The 14,204-nt window shown below is 66.3% G+C and carries 17 protein-coding genes, 1 tRNA gene and 1 other RNA gene; 9 read left to right on the top strand and 10 right to left on the bottom strand.

Annotated features, from left to right (window positions below; translation table 11 throughout):
* Window positions 1-106: 106 nt before the first annotated feature.
* From EB836_RS01430 to EB836_RS01420, 3 genes are all read right to left on the bottom strand, one after another.
* Complete coding sequence (locus EB836_RS01430; RefSeq protein WP_135537324.1) at window positions 107-904, bottom strand: YidC/Oxa1 family membrane protein insertase; 798 nt, start codon at window positions 902-904, stop codon at window positions 107-109.
* Between the two features lie 243 nt (window positions 905-1,147).
* The gene (locus tag EB836_RS01425; protein ID WP_135537323.1) at window positions 1,148-1,453 is read right to left on the bottom strand and encodes a hypothetical protein; all 306 of its coding nucleotides are present in this window, start codon (window positions 1,451-1,453) and stop codon (window positions 1,148-1,150) included.
* A gap of 52 nt (window positions 1,454-1,505) precedes the next feature.
* Complete coding sequence (locus tag EB836_RS01420; protein ID WP_135537322.1) at window positions 1,506-2,144, bottom strand: endonuclease; 639 nt, start codon at window positions 2,142-2,144, stop codon at window positions 1,506-1,508.
* Between the two features lie 145 nt (window positions 2,145-2,289).
* Between EB836_RS01420 and EB836_RS01415 the strand changes: the two genes are divergently transcribed.
* The 3 genes from EB836_RS01415 to EB836_RS01405 all read left to right on the top strand — a co-directional run bounded on the left by EB836_RS01415 (window position 2,290) and on the right by EB836_RS01405 (window position 3,862).
* Window positions 2,290-2,925, top strand: a complete 636-nt coding sequence (locus EB836_RS01415; protein ID WP_205683266.1) for an ATP-dependent Clp protease proteolytic subunit — start codon at window positions 2,290-2,292, stop codon at window positions 2,923-2,925.
* The gene (locus EB836_RS01410; RefSeq protein ID WP_135537321.1) at window positions 2,922-3,503 is read left to right on the top strand and encodes an ATP-dependent Clp protease proteolytic subunit; all 582 of its coding nucleotides are present in this window, start codon (window positions 2,922-2,924) and stop codon (window positions 3,501-3,503) included. The genes EB836_RS01415 and EB836_RS01410 overlap by 4 nt, the downstream gene beginning before the upstream one ends.
* Before the next feature lie 62 nt (window positions 3,504-3,565).
* Complete coding sequence (locus tag EB836_RS01405) at window positions 3,566-3,862, top strand: hypothetical protein (protein ID WP_135537320.1); 297 nt, start codon at window positions 3,566-3,568, stop codon at window positions 3,860-3,862.
* 5 nt (window positions 3,863-3,867) lie between these two features.
* Here the strand turns inward: EB836_RS01405 and EB836_RS01400 are convergent, their stop codons facing one another.
* Window positions 3,868-4,227 (bottom strand): helix-turn-helix transcriptional regulator, encoded by a 360-nt coding sequence (locus tag EB836_RS01400; RefSeq protein ID WP_167854311.1) that lies wholly within the window; start codon window positions 4,225-4,227, stop codon window positions 3,868-3,870.
* Window positions 4,228-4,405: 178 nt separating this feature from the next.
* Here EB836_RS01400 and EB836_RS01395 point away from each other — a divergent pair, with 178 nt between their 5' ends.
* Window positions 4,406-5,434 carry an iron-siderophore ABC transporter substrate-binding protein gene (locus EB836_RS01395; RefSeq protein WP_135537319.1) on the top strand — a complete coding sequence of 343 codons (1,029 nt, stop codon included), beginning with the start codon at window positions 4,406-4,408 and terminating at the stop codon, window positions 5,432-5,434.
* 31 nt (window positions 5,435-5,465) lie between these two features.
* Here the strand turns inward: EB836_RS01395 and EB836_RS01390 are convergent, their stop codons facing one another.
* Window positions 5,466-6,965, bottom strand: coding sequence for an Ig-like domain-containing protein (locus tag EB836_RS01390; protein ID WP_240689530.1), 1,500 nt, complete (start codon window positions 6,963-6,965; stop codon window positions 5,466-5,468).
* Between the two features lie 180 nt (window positions 6,966-7,145).
* Window positions 7,146-7,241, bottom strand: an RNA gene (ffs, locus tag EB836_RS01385) — signal recognition particle sRNA small type.
* A 173-nt stretch (window positions 7,242-7,414) separates the two neighbouring features.
* On the opposite strand from ffs, the gene EB836_RS01380 reads away from it, so the two are divergent.
* Window positions 7,415-7,502 (top strand) — tRNA-Ser (locus EB836_RS01380).
* 101 nt (window positions 7,503-7,603) lie between these two features.
* Here the strand turns inward: EB836_RS01380 and EB836_RS01375 are convergent.
* From EB836_RS01375 to EB836_RS01360, 4 genes are all read right to left on the bottom strand, one after another.
* Window positions 7,604-8,410, bottom strand: coding sequence for a DNA-formamidopyrimidine glycosylase family protein (locus EB836_RS01375; RefSeq protein ID WP_135537318.1), 807 nt, complete (start codon window positions 8,408-8,410; stop codon window positions 7,604-7,606).
* A 195-nt stretch (window positions 8,411-8,605) separates the two neighbouring features.
* Window positions 8,606-9,139 carry a type 1 glutamine amidotransferase domain-containing protein gene (locus EB836_RS01370; RefSeq protein WP_135537317.1) on the bottom strand — a complete coding sequence of 178 codons (534 nt, stop codon included), beginning with the start codon at window positions 9,137-9,139 and terminating at the stop codon, window positions 8,606-8,608.
* Between the two features lie 94 nt (window positions 9,140-9,233).
* Window positions 9,234-10,193: an NADP-dependent oxidoreductase gene (locus tag EB836_RS01365; RefSeq protein ID WP_167854310.1), complete on the bottom strand. Its 960-nt coding sequence runs from the start codon at window positions 10,191-10,193 to the stop codon at window positions 9,234-9,236.
* 227 nt (window positions 10,194-10,420) lie between these two features.
* Complete coding sequence (locus EB836_RS01360; RefSeq protein ID WP_135537315.1) at window positions 10,421-11,101, bottom strand: hypothetical protein; 681 nt, start codon at window positions 11,099-11,101, stop codon at window positions 10,421-10,423.
* Between the two features lie 260 nt (window positions 11,102-11,361).
* On the opposite strand from EB836_RS01360, the gene EB836_RS01355 reads away from it, so the two are divergent.
* The 4 genes from EB836_RS01355 to EB836_RS01345 all read left to right on the top strand — a co-directional run bounded on the left by EB836_RS01355 (window position 11,362) and on the right by EB836_RS01345 (window position 14,114).
* Window positions 11,362-11,769, top strand: coding sequence for a YciI family protein (locus EB836_RS01355; protein WP_135537314.1), 408 nt, complete (start codon window positions 11,362-11,364; stop codon window positions 11,767-11,769).
* Between the two features lie 4 nt (window positions 11,770-11,773).
* A complete protein-coding gene (locus tag EB836_RS18675) occupies window positions 11,774-11,944 on the top strand; it encodes a hypothetical protein (RefSeq protein ID WP_346763066.1) in 171 nt (56 codons plus the stop codon).
* A 113-nt stretch (window positions 11,945-12,057) separates the two neighbouring features.
* A complete protein-coding gene (locus EB836_RS01350; protein ID WP_346763065.1) occupies window positions 12,058-12,936 on the top strand; it encodes a DUF6596 domain-containing protein in 879 nt (292 codons plus the stop codon).
* Between the two features lie 107 nt (window positions 12,937-13,043).
* Window positions 13,044-14,114, top strand: a complete 1,071-nt coding sequence (locus tag EB836_RS01345; protein WP_240689529.1) for an FUSC family protein — start codon at window positions 13,044-13,046, stop codon at window positions 14,112-14,114.
* Window positions 14,115-14,204 lie beyond the last annotated feature (90 nt).

The raw sequence follows: 14,204 nt of genomic DNA, 5'->3' as shown, positions 1-14,204 counted from the left end.
AGGTCCTTCACCCCGGGCTCTTCGTCTGCCGCGCGAATCACTGCGCCGCATAATGCGCGGTGCAGCACGAAGCGCTGCACCGCACCGCTGAGCCCGACGTACGTTCTCAGCTCTTCACCGGCTGTTCCTCGTTTGCGCCGAGGAGACGGTTGAGGACGAGTCGTTCGCACAGCGTCCACGTGGTCGTCGTCGCCAGGTAGAGAGCGGCAGCCAAGGGGACGAAGAGCGCGATCACTGCGGTGATGAAGGGCATGAAGCTCAGGGTCTTCATCACTCCCGACAGGTCCGGCATCGCCGGGGACTCGTGGCCTGATCGGGCCGGGGGAGCTGCGGGAGTCTCCGGGGCGGCGGGGGTGAGCAGGTGGCGGGAGAAGCCGGCGACGACGCCGATGAGCACGACGAGGATGAGGTAGACGGTGATCGCCGAACCGGTCAGGTCTCCGGCGCCGAGCAGCTTGACGAAGCTCGTGCTCAGGGGCAGTCCGAGGAACGTGTGTCCGAGCAGCTCATTGGTGTGCCCGCCGATCGTCGCGTTGATGAATAGTCCGTAGACGGCCATGAGCACGGGCATCTGTGCGAGCACCGGCAGGCACCCGGCGAAGGGGGAGGCGTTCTCCTCCTTGTACAGCTCCATGAGCTTCTGCTGCTTGAGCTCGGGCTGCTTCTTGTACTTCGTCTGGAGCTCGCTGATCTTCGGTGCGAGCCGTTTGCGGGTGATCCCGGCTTTGACCTGGGAGACTCCGACGGGGATGAGCACCGCCCGCACCAGAAGGGTGAGCACGATGACGGCCAGTGCTGCGCTGAAGCCGCCGGCTAAGGGTTCGAGGAAGGAGCTGATGCCGGTGACCACGGTGTATGCGGCTTCGACGAGCAGGCGGATGGGGAGGAATTCATAGATATTCATCTGGGCTGTGTCCTAGGGACTGGGCGCACTGCGGCGCGGGTGAGTTGGGCCGAATGAGGCCATCACCGTGACGAGGCAGGAGGACACTTCGCGGACGGATGCACCGTCGGTCGGGGAGATTCCCCGCGCCGAGGCGGCACGCGGGTTCCGTGCGAAGGGCACCCGGGTCCCGTGCGAAACGACACCCTGGCCCCGTGCGAAACGGCACCCGGGTCCCGTGCGACAGCGCGGGGGAAGCGTCGTTCAGGCGATGGCGTGAACGACGCCGGTCGGTGCTCTGGCCAAAGCCGTACCCGGAGTGCCGGGTTCTTCGGGCATCCGGAACTCGCGCACACTGCTGCGCATGTCCGGCAGCGACGGTGGACGCGTCGACAGCGACAGCACGCGCAGCAGAGCGATGCTCGCCCAGGCAGCGATCGGCGTCAGCAGGGCCGCGCCGAGGAGAGCCAGAACGATGAGATGAATGGGGGATTGGGGAACGACCGAGTCGAGATCGGAAGACAGCACGACGACGAGCAGCTGCAGAGTCAGCCACATATTCGCCATCATCTCGTCCCCTTTCCTGTGCGTCGATGCTAGCACGCGAGCCCGCGTGGCGGTCTCAGTCCTGCGCGTCGGCGGCGAGGTCCGGATCTCGGGCGAGACGCACGAGCGCGGCCGCGAACCCGGCGAGGTCCTCTTCGTCGACCAATGCGGCCAGCTTCTCGTCCTGCTCAGGCAGACCGGCCGTCTTCGCGCCCTTGCGGACGAGCGGGTCGAAGGCGGGCCTGACCGAGGGCCAGACCTGCTGGACCTCTCGGAGGAAGATGGACGCCCCGGTCGGACCGATCCCGGTGAATTCCTGCAGGAGCTTCGCAATCCGGCGAGGCTGCCCCTCGGCCTCATCGCGCAGCTTCCGCAGGTCCCCGTCCCAGCGGTCGATGAGCAGACCGGCGGCCTCGGACAGACGGGTGGCGGTGCTCTCGTCGTACCGCCGATAACCGCCGCGCCCGAGCGCATCGACTCGCTGTTGCCACGTGCTCGCGTGCAGGCTCTGCGGAGTTCTCCACTTCGCCGAGAACAGTTCGCGCGCGCTCGCGAGGGCGATGCCAGAGCTGATGCGCGTCGACAGGAGCAGGCTGAGGACGAGCAGCTGCCACAGCGGGGCCGGCTTGTCCCGGAGAGTGATCGAGGCCTCCGCGGCGAAGGTGCGACCGTGCCCATCGAGGAGGCGGCCGGCCCGATCTCGCTGTGTACTCATGCGGCCGATCCTATGTCCGAGCCCGGTCGAAGAGTCAAGGGTCGCCGGAGCCTCAGCTGCCGGTGTTCGTCCGCTCACAGCGGCACCGTCCCGCTTCCAGCGGATTTGTGCCCGCTACGCCGTCGCCAGGTCGCACAGTTGAGGCATGCACACACGATCCGCAACCAGCCCACCGATGTTCTCCGACGCCGACGAGTCTCCGCCGACGACCACGATCCCCGAATCCCAGCGCATGCTCTACGCCTACCGATCCGTCGTCTTCAACGGAGAGCTGCGCGACGAGAGCGGAATGGAGATCATCTCCCGCCTCGTCCTCCTCTCCGCCGAGGATCCGCGTTCCGATATCCACCTGTGGATCAATTCTCCGGGCGGATCCGTGCCGATGATGCATGCGATCGCCGACACCATCGCCGCCCTGCCCAATGATGTGGTCACGATCGCCTTCGGGTGGGCCGCCTCGGCGGGGCAGTTCGTGCTCAGCATGGGCACGACAGGGAAACGTCTCGCCCTGCCTCACGCTCGTATCCTCCTCCACCAAGGCTCGGGTGGGATCGGCGGAGCCGCCGCCGACATCGAACTCCAAGGCGACGACCTCCGAGAGGTCCGGGACTCCGTCCTGCAACGGATCGCCGAGGCGACCGGGAAGACGCACGAACGCATCTTCGAAGATTCACTGCGGGACCGGTGGTTCACCGCCGAGGAGGCGATCGAGTACGGACTCATCGACCGGGTCCTCACTTCCCCGGCCGACCTGCATGCCCAGATCGGAGGAGGGCGATGAGCCAGTACACGATTCCCAATGTCGTCGACCGCTCCGGGGGCAGCGAGAAGATCGTCGACGTCTACTCGCATCTGCTCGGAAACCGCATCGTCTACCTCGGCGTGCCCATCGACGACGGAGTGGCGAACACGATCATTGCGCAGCTGCTCCACCTCGATTCGGGCAGCCGGGATCTGCCGATCAGCATGTACATCAACTCCCCGGGCGGGTCACTGACCGCGATGACTGCGATCTTCGACGCCATGCACCACATCGGCGCGCCCGTGGCCACCACCTGCGTCGGGCAGGCGGTCGCGGATGCGGCAGTGCTCCTGGCCGCAGGAGAGCCCGGTCAGCGGGCGATGCTCGCACATGCCCGCGCAGTGCTGCGTCAGCCGCATGCCGAAGGTGCACGGGGCACGATTCCCGACCTCATCGTCGCCGCAGACGAGATCGTCCGACAGCGCCGAGAAGTCGAAGAGATGCTCGCCGGCAGCACAGGGCGGACCCCGGAGCAGATCCACCGTGACTTCGATCGCGACCTCGTCCTCGACGCCCAGGCGGCACGGGACTTCGGACTCGTCGACGTCATCCTCTGACTCCCTGCTCCCGCCGAGGTGGTCGGAAGTACTCCCCGAGGATGACGACGGCGTCGGGTGCAATGATCGTACGCATCGGCACTGCGGTCGTCTCACCTGCGATCTTCTTCGCGGCGAGGCGGCCGGGACCGCGCGCGGCCGCACTGGCAGGACTTGTCCTCCTCGACATCATCACCCTCAACCGACGCCGGTGGCGGCAGGCCGGGGGACCGCCGTGGGCGTATGCGGCACGAGAGGGGACGAGGAGCGCCGAGGCGACCCTGGCGCAGCGTTTCGCCGAAGGTGACATCGAGGAAGCCGAATACCGCGCCCGCCTCGAGGTGCTGCGGGCGAATCGGCTCGAGGCCGGCAACGGCTGAGTCGTTCAGGCGGCCAGAGCGAGCCGCACCTGACCCGCCGCCGGCGGCGAGGGTGCGGCTCGCGTCATATCGGCGGCGGAGAGGAGCGTGGTCGCGGAGACTCCGGAGGTCATGCCGACAGCCGCGAGCACGAGGATCTGCGGCAGCTGCAATCCGAGGACCGCTGCGACGGCCTCGATGACCTCCGACGACGGGTCCTTGAGTCCGCGTTCGATCTCGGAGAGGAACTGGGTCGAGACCCCGGACCGTTCAGAGACCTGTGCCAGGGTGAGACCCATGTCGGTGCGGCGCAGTCGGAGTGCGCGGCCGAGCGCCTCACGCCACAGCAGCGGCGGGGTCGGACTGTGCGGGAGCATGTGGGTCATGTGGTGAGCCTACGATCTGCAGGGCCGCCTCGGCGAGAGCTTCTGCTCTCAGCAGAGAAGGAACTTCGACGTGAAGTGACTCACAGGCATTGCGGAATCGGCAGCCAGTTAAGTTAGGCTGTCCTACGTTAATGTCGAGGAGTCGCATCAGGCTCCGACCACTGTCGAAAGGACAGGAATGTCAGTTCCTCACAGCCGCCGGGCCGTCATCGCCGGAGCGCTCGTTGCGCTCTCGCTCACCGCCACCGCCTGCGGACAGGGATCGCAGTCCGCGGAGGAATCCGGATCTGCCGATTTCGAGACCGTGACGATCAAGCACGCGCTGGGGGAGGCGGTCATCGAGTCCGAGCCCGAACGCGTCGTCACCCTCGGCCAGGGATCGACGGAGACCGCGATCGCGTTGGGCAAGACTCCGGTCGGTATGGAGGAATATGCCTGGGGCAGCGACGACACGGGGTACATGCCGTGGATCTATGAAGCCGTGAAGGAAAAAGGAGAGGAGCTGCCCAAGCAGTTCCAGGGCGACACGGAACTCGACGTCGAGGCCATCGCCGAACTCGAACCCGATGTCATCCTCGCCCCCTGGTCGGGTGTGACCGCTGAGCAGTACAAGCAGCTCGATGACATCGCCCCGACCGTGGCCTACCCGAAGCAGCCGTGGACGATTGAATGGGATGAGCAGATCACGACGATCGGGAAAGCGCTCGGTCAGGAAGAGGAGTCCGAGGGCCTCGTCGACGACATCAAAACCCAGCTGAAAGAGGCCAAGCGGGACGAGTACAAGGACCTCACGTTCTCCTACGTCTACAACTCGGGGCCCGGCACACTCGGTGTCTTCTATCCCTCCGAGCAGCGCGTGGCGATGGTCTCCGCGCTCGGATTGACCCCGGACCCGGTCATCGACGAGCTGAAGAAGGACTACGACGAACCGGGCACGGACTCGGCACTCATCGGTCTGGAGAATGCCGACAAGCTCAACGACTCGGACCTCATCTTCACGTTCTACTCCGATGCGAAGAACAAGAAGGAAGTGGAGTCCCAGGGACTGTACGCAAACATTCCCGCCGTCAAATCCGGCGCCGTCGTGGCATCAGAGGACCAGGCCTTCGTCACCGGGTCCTCGATCATCAACCCGCTCACCGTCCCGTGGACTCTCGAGCGCTACGTGCCGATGATCGACAAGGCAGTGAAGAAGCTCGACAAGTAGAACAGGGGGCCGGCCGGGAAGCTGGGCGTGCTCAGTCGAGCGCGCTCAGCTTCTGCCAGTCTTTCCAGCTGTAGACCCAGTCGGAGATGTCGCTGTCCTGAGTCGACAGGCTCACGTGGGAGCCGGTGATCTCGACGGGGTCGCCGAAGATCGCCGAATCGAAGTACTGCTTCGCCCGTTGGGTCGAGAGGTTGATGCAGCCGTGGGAGACGTTCTGCGAACCTTGGACGCCGGTCGACCAGGGGGCGGCATGGATGAATTCGCCGTTGTTGTGGATGCGCACGGCCCACTGCACATCGGTCTCATAGTCCCACTGCTCTGACTTCATCGTGTAGTCGGCGGCCTTCGACATCACCACGTGGGTGCCGTTGTACGACGGAGATTTCGGGGCGCCGAGGGACGCGGGGAAGTCCATCACCTCTTTGCCGTCACGGGTGACGACCATGCGGTGGGTCTTCGCGCTTGCCTCGACGACCTGTTTGCGGCCGATCTCGAAATCGAGGGTGAGGTCGTTCTGCCCCACGCTGTTCTCGCCCGTGGGCACATTCTTCAGCGGCACGTCGACGGAGACCTTCGAATGGGCGGGCCAGAACTCCTTCGGGCGGAAGTGCAGTCGGGACTGCGGATCGTCGTACAGCCATCCCCAGGACCCTTCGACCTTGCGCTCCTTGCCGTCCTTGTCGGTGACCTTCACCGAGAGTCTGCGTTCCACATCGTCGCGGAAGTCTTCGGACACGGTGGAGCCGAAGCTGAGGATGATGGGGGCGGCGACGCCGACCGTCTGATCGTCGGCGAGCGTCGTGCGCACCGACATCGGCGCGGCGGTGGTGGCACCGACGGCCACCGTGGTCTTGAGCTCGGCTTCGTCCCCGTCTGGTGTGGTGGCGGTGGCCTCCACGGTGTACTCGCTGTCGGCGACGAGATCATAGCGGGAGATCCAGGCGGCGGACTCTGCAGGGGCGGTGACCGCCTCGGCGCCGTCCTTGTCTTTGGTCTCGCCCGAGGCGGCCTCGGATGAGGAGCTGTCGCTCGGTTCGGAAGACGTGGACGTCGGGGTCGAAGAGCCCGCCTGCGCATCGTCATCGGTGTCGAGGGCGGTGCCGGAGACGTCGAAGAAGGTGCCCGGGTCGGCGGTGATGCGGGGGTGCTCCTGCTCGGTGACGGAGACGTCGGTGAGGGTGGCGTTCTCGACGGCGATGCCGATGCGCTGCCCGGCCTCGAGATCGAGCTCGTCACCGGATTCGACGACCTCTCCGAAAGCGTCGCCGGTCGGGATGGCTGCCGGTGCTGATGCGCTCGGGGCCGCGGTGGATGTCGCATCATCGGTGGGCGGGGAAGACGGGGCCGCCTCGGCGGCGGTCTCGGCCGAGTCGTTCGTGATGGCACCGACGCGGAAGACGGGATCGGCGGCTGCCTCGGCGGTCTTCGCATCTTCGCGGGTCGCGTCGGGGTCGGAGCTCGACGGCGTGCACGCCGTGAGCAGGGCAAGCACCGAAAAGGCGGCAATAGCCCCTTGGATCTTCTTGGGCAACAGGGAACCTCGTTCGAACACAGGGATGAGAGCTGCGAACAATGGTAATGAAGTGAAATCACGAAAGTATTAACGAAAGCGCTTCTCAACCCTGGAAATAGGCGACCGCGGGGCATTGTCGGCGGGACTGACCTGGGCCGACGGGGGAAAAGGGGAGTTGTGAAATTGTGATCTTCAGGCAAAAAGGACTCCCCGTGCACCCGCCAGAGCTCGCTTACCCTTGCTGCCTTCCGGCCCTGGGGGAGTTCACAAGATGACGCCGCACGGGGAGCCAGCGACCAGTCTAGTCGAGAGCGACCTCGGCACACAAAACGAGTGGGCGGGGCCAGAAGCTCGCGAGGCAGCGGGACCTGCCGTGGGCAGGGTTCTTCACCCGCAGGACGTGGGATGGTTCACACTCGGCCACTGCGATTTCGCATTGTCGTCACGACTCGGATAAGCTGGCTCGCGGAGGATTCGCCTAGTGGCCTATGGCGCTCGCCTGGAACGCGGGTTGGGTTAACGCCCTCAGGGGTTCGAATCCCCTATCCTCCGCCAGAGAAGTCCCGGATCGTCGACACGACGGTCCGGGACTTCTGCGTTGCAGAGACTGCCGGCTCGCATGTCGGCCGGTCCGGCTTCGGCCGCCCAGGGCAGGGTCAGGCTGCCTGGCACACCGGGCACCAGAACAGGTTCCGGCCGGCGATCGTGGTCGTGAGTATCGGGCTGCCGCAGATCCAGCAGGGCTGATTCTGACGCCGGTAGACATACACCTCACCGCCGTGGTCGTCCTCGCGCGGAGGCCTGCCCATCGCCTCCGGCTCATGTTCGGGTCGGACGGTGTCGATGCGACCGCGCCGACGACCGATCTCCATGAGTTCGACGGTGTCGTGCCAGATCGCTTCCGCACGCTCACGTCCGAGCGATTTGCCCGGAGTGAGCGGATCGATGCCGAGGCGGAACAGCACCTCGGCGCGGAAGATGTTCCCCGTTCCCGCGATCACGGACTGGTCCATGAGCAGAGTGGCCACGGTCGAGCGTGACCTGAGCACTCTGTCGATGAATCTCTGGGGATCGGCATCGGCGCGCAGTGGGTCGGGCCCGAGTCGGTCGATGACGGCAGCGACCTCGGGAGGGTCGAGCAGCGCACAGGTGTTCGGCCCGCGCAGATCGGCCGTGTTCACTCCGTCGGTGATCCTCCACCTGACCTGTCCGACGACCTCGGGCTCGCCGGTCAGCAGCCGCATCGTGCCGTAGATTCCGAGGTGGATGTGGACCCGGGCGTCGGTGGAGGCGAACCCGATGAAGAGATGCTTCCCCCAGGCGTCGGCACTCTCGAGCGCATCGCCATCGAGCAGATGGGCACCGGTGAAGCGTCCCTGCGGAGTGGACGAGGAGAGGCGATGGCCGGAGAAGAGATCGACGAGGTCGCTGGCCAGATTGTGGATCACGTGGCCTTCCGGCATAGCTGTGCTCTCCTTCGTCCGAGCGGGCGCGGTTCCGATTCATGCCGCGCTGGTGTCTCCGGCCAGCATATGATGCTGCACTGTCGACGACAGACGGGAGGCTCCCGGACGGATCGTCCGGGAGCCTCCCGTGGGTCCGGCGTGCTCAGCGGCTCGCCGCGGTGGTCAGTGCTGCACCGTGCGGTGCTGACGCAATCAGCTCAACTTCTCGGCGATCGCGGCGTTGAAGGCCTCGAGATCACCGGGGTTGCGGGAAGTGATGAGATTGCCGTCGACGACGACCTCGGAGTCCTCCCACTGTGCACCGGCGTTGATGAGGTCCGTCTTCGTCGAGATGAAGGAGGTGAGCTTCCGCCCTTCGGCCACCCCCGCCTCGGCGAGGATCCATGGTGCGTGGCAGATCGCGGCCACCGGTTTGTCGGCGGCGAAGAACGCCTTGACCAGAGCGACGGCGTCCTCGTTCAGGCGCAGGGCGTCGGCGTTGAGGGTTCCGCCGGGCAGCACGAGCGCGTCGAAGTCCTCGACAGCGGCCTCGGCGACCGGAACGTCGACGTCGAAGGTCTGTGCATGCTCCCAATCGCCTTCCATCGCCTGCAGCGTTGCCTCGGAGGGAGAGACGATGGACGTCGTCGCTCCGGCGTCGTCGAGGGCCGTGCGAGGGCTGGTCAGTTCGACCTGCTCGACGCCGCGGGTCAGCAGGAATGCGATCTTCTTGTCGGAGATGGCCATGATGGTGCTCCTTAACTGTTGTGGATTCTGTCTGTTGGGATGATTGTCGTCGTGGTTGTCGTGCTGGTCGGTGGTGCGAGCGATGCCCGGCGACTCAGCGGAGGTGGGCCCGCTGCTCATCGGTCAGCGGCTTCGCGGGGAAGCGCAGCAGGACCTTGCCGGCCGGGTGGGCGGTGAGCAGGTGCCGGTAGGCGTCCTGGACCTCATCGACGTCGAAGACTCGGTCGATGGGCACGTGGATATGGCCGTAGGCGATCGCCTCACCGAGCCAGACCATGTCGTCTCGGCGAGCCGTGGCCTCACCAGCGATGTTCACCCCGTACGTCTCCGCGACGGTGGGACCGGCACCGATCGAGACGATGCGCTCGGCCGGGACGCCGGCGTCGAGCAGGCCGTCGATCTCGTCCTCGCCCTGGGTCGAATACGCGGCCTGGATTTCGTTCGGAGCGAGTGTGCGGACGTTGTCCCACATGCCCTCTCCGTAGGTCACGGGTTCGACGCCGAGGCTGCGCAGAAGGGCGTGATTGCCCTGACTGGCGCTGCCGATGACGCGCGCGCCGAGGTTGCGGGCGAGCTGGGCGACGATGATGCCGACGCCGCCGGAGGCCCCGGAGACGAAGAGCGTGTCGCCCTCGTTGAGGCCCAGGTCGCGGATCCCGGACATCGCGGTGCGCCCCGTGATGTAGAGACCGCCGGCAGTGTCGATCCCGAGGCCGCGCGGGACCCGATCGAGACGGTCTGCGGGATCCTCGATGAGCAGCTGCCCGGTCTGTGCCTGCTTCGGCAGCCCGCCGTAGACGAGGTCGCCGGGCGCGAAGTCCTCGACGCCGGAGCCGACCTCGGCGACGACACCGGAGAAGTCGACGCCGTTGCCCGAGCTGCCCTCGACGGTGCCGAAGCGACCGCCCTGGAGCATCTTCCAGTCCAGTGGGTTGAGTCCGGTGTAGAGGACGGAGACGAGGACGTGTCCGCGGCCGACCTCGGGGGTGGCCACCTCGGCGAGGTGAAGCTGATCGATGCCGCCGTTGGAGGTGTATTGGACCCGTCTTGTCATGCTTTGCTCCTGATCGGTTGACGAATCGGTGCGGTTGACGAATCGGTGCGCGGATCCCGGCCAGTGCCGACGCCCACAGCAGGGATAACGATGAAGGAGGCGAACTTGTTCCATCTCAGGAATGACCGCACTCCCCGGACCGGGCCGGCCAGGGGAGTGCGGTGGGGATGCGAGGTGCTCGAAACGAGCGGATCGCGGGACGCTCGAGGGGAGCGGTTCGGGGAGGCTCAGATATTCGGGAACTCGAGGCTGTAGCCGATGCCGGACTGCGACGCCGAGGTGATCTTCACCGTGCCGTAGTGGTTCTTGCCGGCTGCCGTGACGGTGCAGTTCTGCGAGCCTCGGCGGGCGGTGATCCGCAGGTCCGCGTAGCAGTCGACCGTGTCGACCGTGGTGCCCTGCTCGGCGTAGGCGTGCTTGATGTCCTTCTCGAGCGCATCCGCGGGGATCCTGCCATTGCCGTCCAGGTCGAGTTCGACTCCCTCTTCACCGATCCGCGGACCCTGGTAGTCCTCGCCCGCGGCGCTGCCGCCCGAGGACGACGATCCGCTCGAGGTGGAGGAATCACTCGCCGAGGATGAGCTGCTCGAATCCGTGGATCCGCTGCTGCTCGTGGTTCCATTCGCAGCCGATCCGCTCGATGATGTCCCGTTCGAGGTCGACCCGTCGGCAGCGGAGTCAGACGTCGAGGTGGACGAGGAGTGAGACTCCGAAGTCGGTTCCTCGGCGGCCTGGGTGGTGTCCGTCTCGGGGTTCTGCGCGTCCTCGGACTGTGCGGGCTGGCCCTGCTGTTCCTGGCCCTGACCTTCGGGCCCGAACGAGATGTGCATATCGCAGGCCGAGAGCGACAGGGTCGCTGCGAGGGCTCCGGCGACGGTGATGGTCTTGAGGAGTGTCTGGGTCTTCATGTCGGCTCCTGGACTCGTGGTGAAGAGGTGTCGGTGCTGCGTACATGACAAGCCTCTCAGCGCGGGTCGGCGGTCAGGGGACGGTTCGTGTTCGCATCCGGTGACGCATGTTCCAGGTCGGACACATCGGCCTATTCTGGAGTGGGATTCCGACACGGTGAGAGATTCTTCGCAGCCGATGTCGAAAACCCTCGTCCGGCTGCTTCCCAGTCATGTCAGCGAGCACAGCCCGTGCAAGCGACACCGGAGAAGGAGACACAATGGCCAAGTACCTCATGCTCAAGCACTACCGGATGCCGAGCGAATACATGGACTACACCCCCATGGATCAGTGGAGTCCGGCGGAGATCGACGCGCACGTGGCGTATATGAACGACTTCGCGCAGCGGCTCAGGGACTCCGGAGAATTCGTCGACTCCCAGGCGCTGTCACCCGAGGGGACCTTCGTCCGCTCCGGGGGAGAGGGCCGGCCACCGGTCACCGACGGGCCGTTCCCCGAGACCAAGGACCTCATCGCCGGTTGGATGGTCATCGACGTCGACGGCTGGGACCGCGCCGTCGAACTGGCCGGTGAGCTCTCGGCCGCGCCGGGGCTCGGCGGCGAACCGATCCGGGAGTGGCTCGAACTCCGGCCCTTCCTCGGACAGTCGCCGACCGTGACGGAATGACCCCATGACCGCCGCGGGAGCCTTCGACGAGGAGGGGCTGCGAGAGCTCGTCCCCGCAGTGATCGGCATCCTCCGCGGCCGGGGAGCAGATTTCCCGGCCGCCGAGGAGCGCTGCTTCAAGCATTGTCCGCATGGCCGGACGATCCTCCCCGCGACCGGCGCGGGTGGCTTGTGACCGTGGCCTGGCGGAAGTTCCTTGACGCTGTGCGCTCCGAGACGGCGCGCACGCGGCGCGAGCAGCGGTTCGTCGTCGAGCAACCGGCTCGAGTGTCTGGCCCGTCTGAGCATGTGACCAGCGCTGATGACACTCTGGCGCTCTACTTTCTCTGCTCTCACCCGGACCTGTCTCCCGCCTCCGCCGTCGCAGTGACCCTCCGCGCTGTGGGCGGACTGACGACGCGGCAGATCGCCGCGGCCTATCTGGTTCCCGAGGCGACGATGGCGCAGCGGATCAGCCGCGCCAAGCGCATCATCGCCGACCGCGGACTCGACCGACCCGGCGATCTGTCGTCGGTCCTCCGCGTCCTCTACCTCGTGTTCAACGAGGGCCACTCCGGCGATATCGATCTCGCTTCCGAGGCCATCCGCCTCACCCGAACCCTGTTGACGATGACACACCATCCCGAGGCGTCCGGTCTGCTGGCTCTCATGCTGCTGCACCATGCCCGACGCGCCTCCCGGTTCGATGCCGAGGGCAGACTCATCGCGCTGGCCGAGCAGGACCGATCACTGTGGGACACGGACCTCATCGGCGAAGGCATCATGCTCCTGGGCGCTGCGTTGGCTCGCGACCAGCTCGGCGAATTCCAGGTGCAGGCCGCGATCGCAGCCCTGCACGCGGATGCGCAGCGGGTCGAGGACACCGATTGGGGGCAGATCGTCGATTGGTACGACGAACTCCTCGAACTGACCGACACTCCGATCGTCCGCCTCAACCGGGCTGTCGCGGTGGGTGAGGCCCGCGGCCCCGCTGCGGGACTGGCCCTGCTGCGTGAACTCGACGAGGATCTTCCCCGCCGCCAGGCCGTCGAAGCGCATCTGCGCGAACGCTCCGGTGATCTCCGTCGGGCTGCTGAGCTCTACGTCCGAGCCGCCGACCGGGCCGGCAGCTCCGCTGAACGGGACCATCTGCTGCGATGTTCGGCTCGGCTTCACGACGCACGCTGAGCCGACGCGAGCTTCGTCACTCTCAAGCGCTGCCGGCACGAGCGCCGCCGGGACCTCGGTTACGATCGACACGATCACACCTCGCAGTCGAAGGAGGCCGGCCCCGTTTGAGCCACGTCCAGGAGTTCTTCCGCATCTCACCGGCCGAACGCGATCACATCCCCGCGTTCCGGATCGCTTTGGGAGTGGCGATTCCGCTGCTCGTGCTGCTCGGCGTCGACCGCCTCGATCTGGCCATCTACGCCGCCTTCGGCGCATTCACCGGCATCTACGCCCGGTTCGAATCCCCGCGCTCGCGGATCAGGCGGCAGTCGATCGCGGCCGGTGTGCTCGTCTCCTGCGTCGGCATCGGAGCCCTGTTGGGCACGGCACAGACCAGCATCTGGGTGCTCATCGTCGTCACCGCCCTGGTCTCGGGGATCGGCGCGGTCATGGCCGTGCGCTTCCGCCTCAAACCCGGCGGGTCGATCTTCTTCATCTTCGCCACCGGGGCCGTGGGCTCGATTCCCGACGGGGCACCCGTCCAGGTGGCCGTGCCCGTCGCAGCCGCCTCGGCGCTGGTGTGCATCGGCCTCGGTGCCCTGGCCCACCGTGTCGGTGAGCGGATGCCCCGAGACAAGGAGACCTACGTCCGGGTGGGACTGTCACCCGTGGGCAAACGGGACCTGCTGGCCCATGCCATCCGCTTCACCATCGCCCCCTTGATCGCCGGCATTCTGGGCACCCTGCTCATCGATGTGCTGCCGCTGCTGTCCCACAGCTATTGGGCGATGGTCGCCGCGGTGGCACCGGTCGCACCGCCGAGGCGCTCCGCCCGCCTCAAGCGGGGTCTGCATCGTGTGGTCGGGACCCTCGGCGGAGTGATCGTCACCGCCTTCCTGCTGTCCTTCCCCGTCGAAGCCTGGCAGCTCGTCGTCTGGGTCATCGTGCTCCAGTTCCTCGCCGAGGTCTTCGTTCTGCGCAACTACTCCGTGGCACTGTTCTTCATCACTCCGCTGGCCCTGATGATGACGCAGATCGGACACCCGCAGCCGGTGGTCGAGCTGCTGACCTCGCGGGCCGTTGAGACCGTCATCGGCGTCATCGTCGGTATGATCGTCGTTCTCGTCGGCTTCGGCAGCGAACGCCGATCGGCCGGGTCGGCGATTCTCGCACCATCTGTCGATGACGACGACTGAAGCATCATCCTCGGCGACGACCACGAGGAGAACCTCACCAAGCTGCCGGCCGTGGCCAAGCGTCGTCGGACCGAAGCGTGATCCGGCCGG

This window comes from Brevibacterium sp. S111 (genome assembly GCF_004745075.1).
Classification (GTDB): Bacteria; Actinomycetota; Actinomycetes; order Actinomycetales; family Brevibacteriaceae; genus Brevibacterium.
This window is presented reverse-complemented; position numbering and strand designations above follow the sequence as displayed.

What these genes read in the sequence shown, in the direction of transcription:
- EB836_RS01430 (WP_135537324.1), bottom strand. Translation starts at nt 904, where the DNA reads ATGAATATCTATGAATTCCTCCCCATCCGCCTGCTCGTCGAAGCCGCA.
- EB836_RS01425 (WP_135537323.1), bottom strand. Translation starts at nt 1,453, where the DNA reads ATGATGGCGAATATGTGGCTGACTCTGCAGCTGCTCGTCGTCGTGCTG.
- EB836_RS01420 (WP_135537322.1), bottom strand. Translation starts at nt 2,144, where the DNA reads ATGAGTACACAGCGAGATCGGGCCGGCCGCCTCCTCGATGGGCACGGT.
- EB836_RS01415 (WP_205683266.1), top strand. Translation starts at nt 2,290, where the DNA reads ATGCACACACGATCCGCAACCAGCCCACCGATGTTCTCCGACGCCGAC.
- EB836_RS01410 (WP_135537321.1), top strand. Translation starts at nt 2,922, where the DNA reads ATGAGCCAGTACACGATTCCCAATGTCGTCGACCGCTCCGGGGGCAGC.
- EB836_RS01405 (WP_135537320.1), top strand. Translation starts at nt 3,566, where the DNA reads ATGATCGTACGCATCGGCACTGCGGTCGTCTCACCTGCGATCTTCTTC.
- EB836_RS01400 (WP_167854311.1), bottom strand. Translation starts at nt 4,227, where the DNA reads ATGACCCACATGCTCCCGCACAGTCCGACCCCGCCGCTGCTGTGGCGT.
- EB836_RS01395 (WP_135537319.1), top strand. Translation starts at nt 4,406, where the DNA reads ATGTCAGTTCCTCACAGCCGCCGGGCCGTCATCGCCGGAGCGCTCGTT.
- EB836_RS01375 (WP_135537318.1), bottom strand. Translation starts at nt 8,410, where the DNA reads ATGCCGGAAGGCCACGTGATCCACAATCTGGCCAGCGACCTCGTCGAT.
- EB836_RS01370 (WP_135537317.1), bottom strand. Translation starts at nt 9,139, where the DNA reads ATGGCCATCTCCGACAAGAAGATCGCATTCCTGCTGACCCGCGGCGTC.
- EB836_RS01365 (WP_167854310.1), bottom strand. Translation starts at nt 10,193, where the DNA reads ATGACAAGACGGGTCCAATACACCTCCAACGGCGGCATCGATCAGCTT.
- EB836_RS01360 (WP_135537315.1), bottom strand. Translation starts at nt 11,101, where the DNA reads ATGAAGACCCAGACACTCCTCAAGACCATCACCGTCGCCGGAGCCCTC.
- EB836_RS01355 (WP_135537314.1), top strand. Translation starts at nt 11,362, where the DNA reads ATGGCCAAGTACCTCATGCTCAAGCACTACCGGATGCCGAGCGAATAC.
- EB836_RS18675 (WP_346763066.1), top strand. Translation starts at nt 11,774, where the DNA reads ATGACCGCCGCGGGAGCCTTCGACGAGGAGGGGCTGCGAGAGCTCGTC.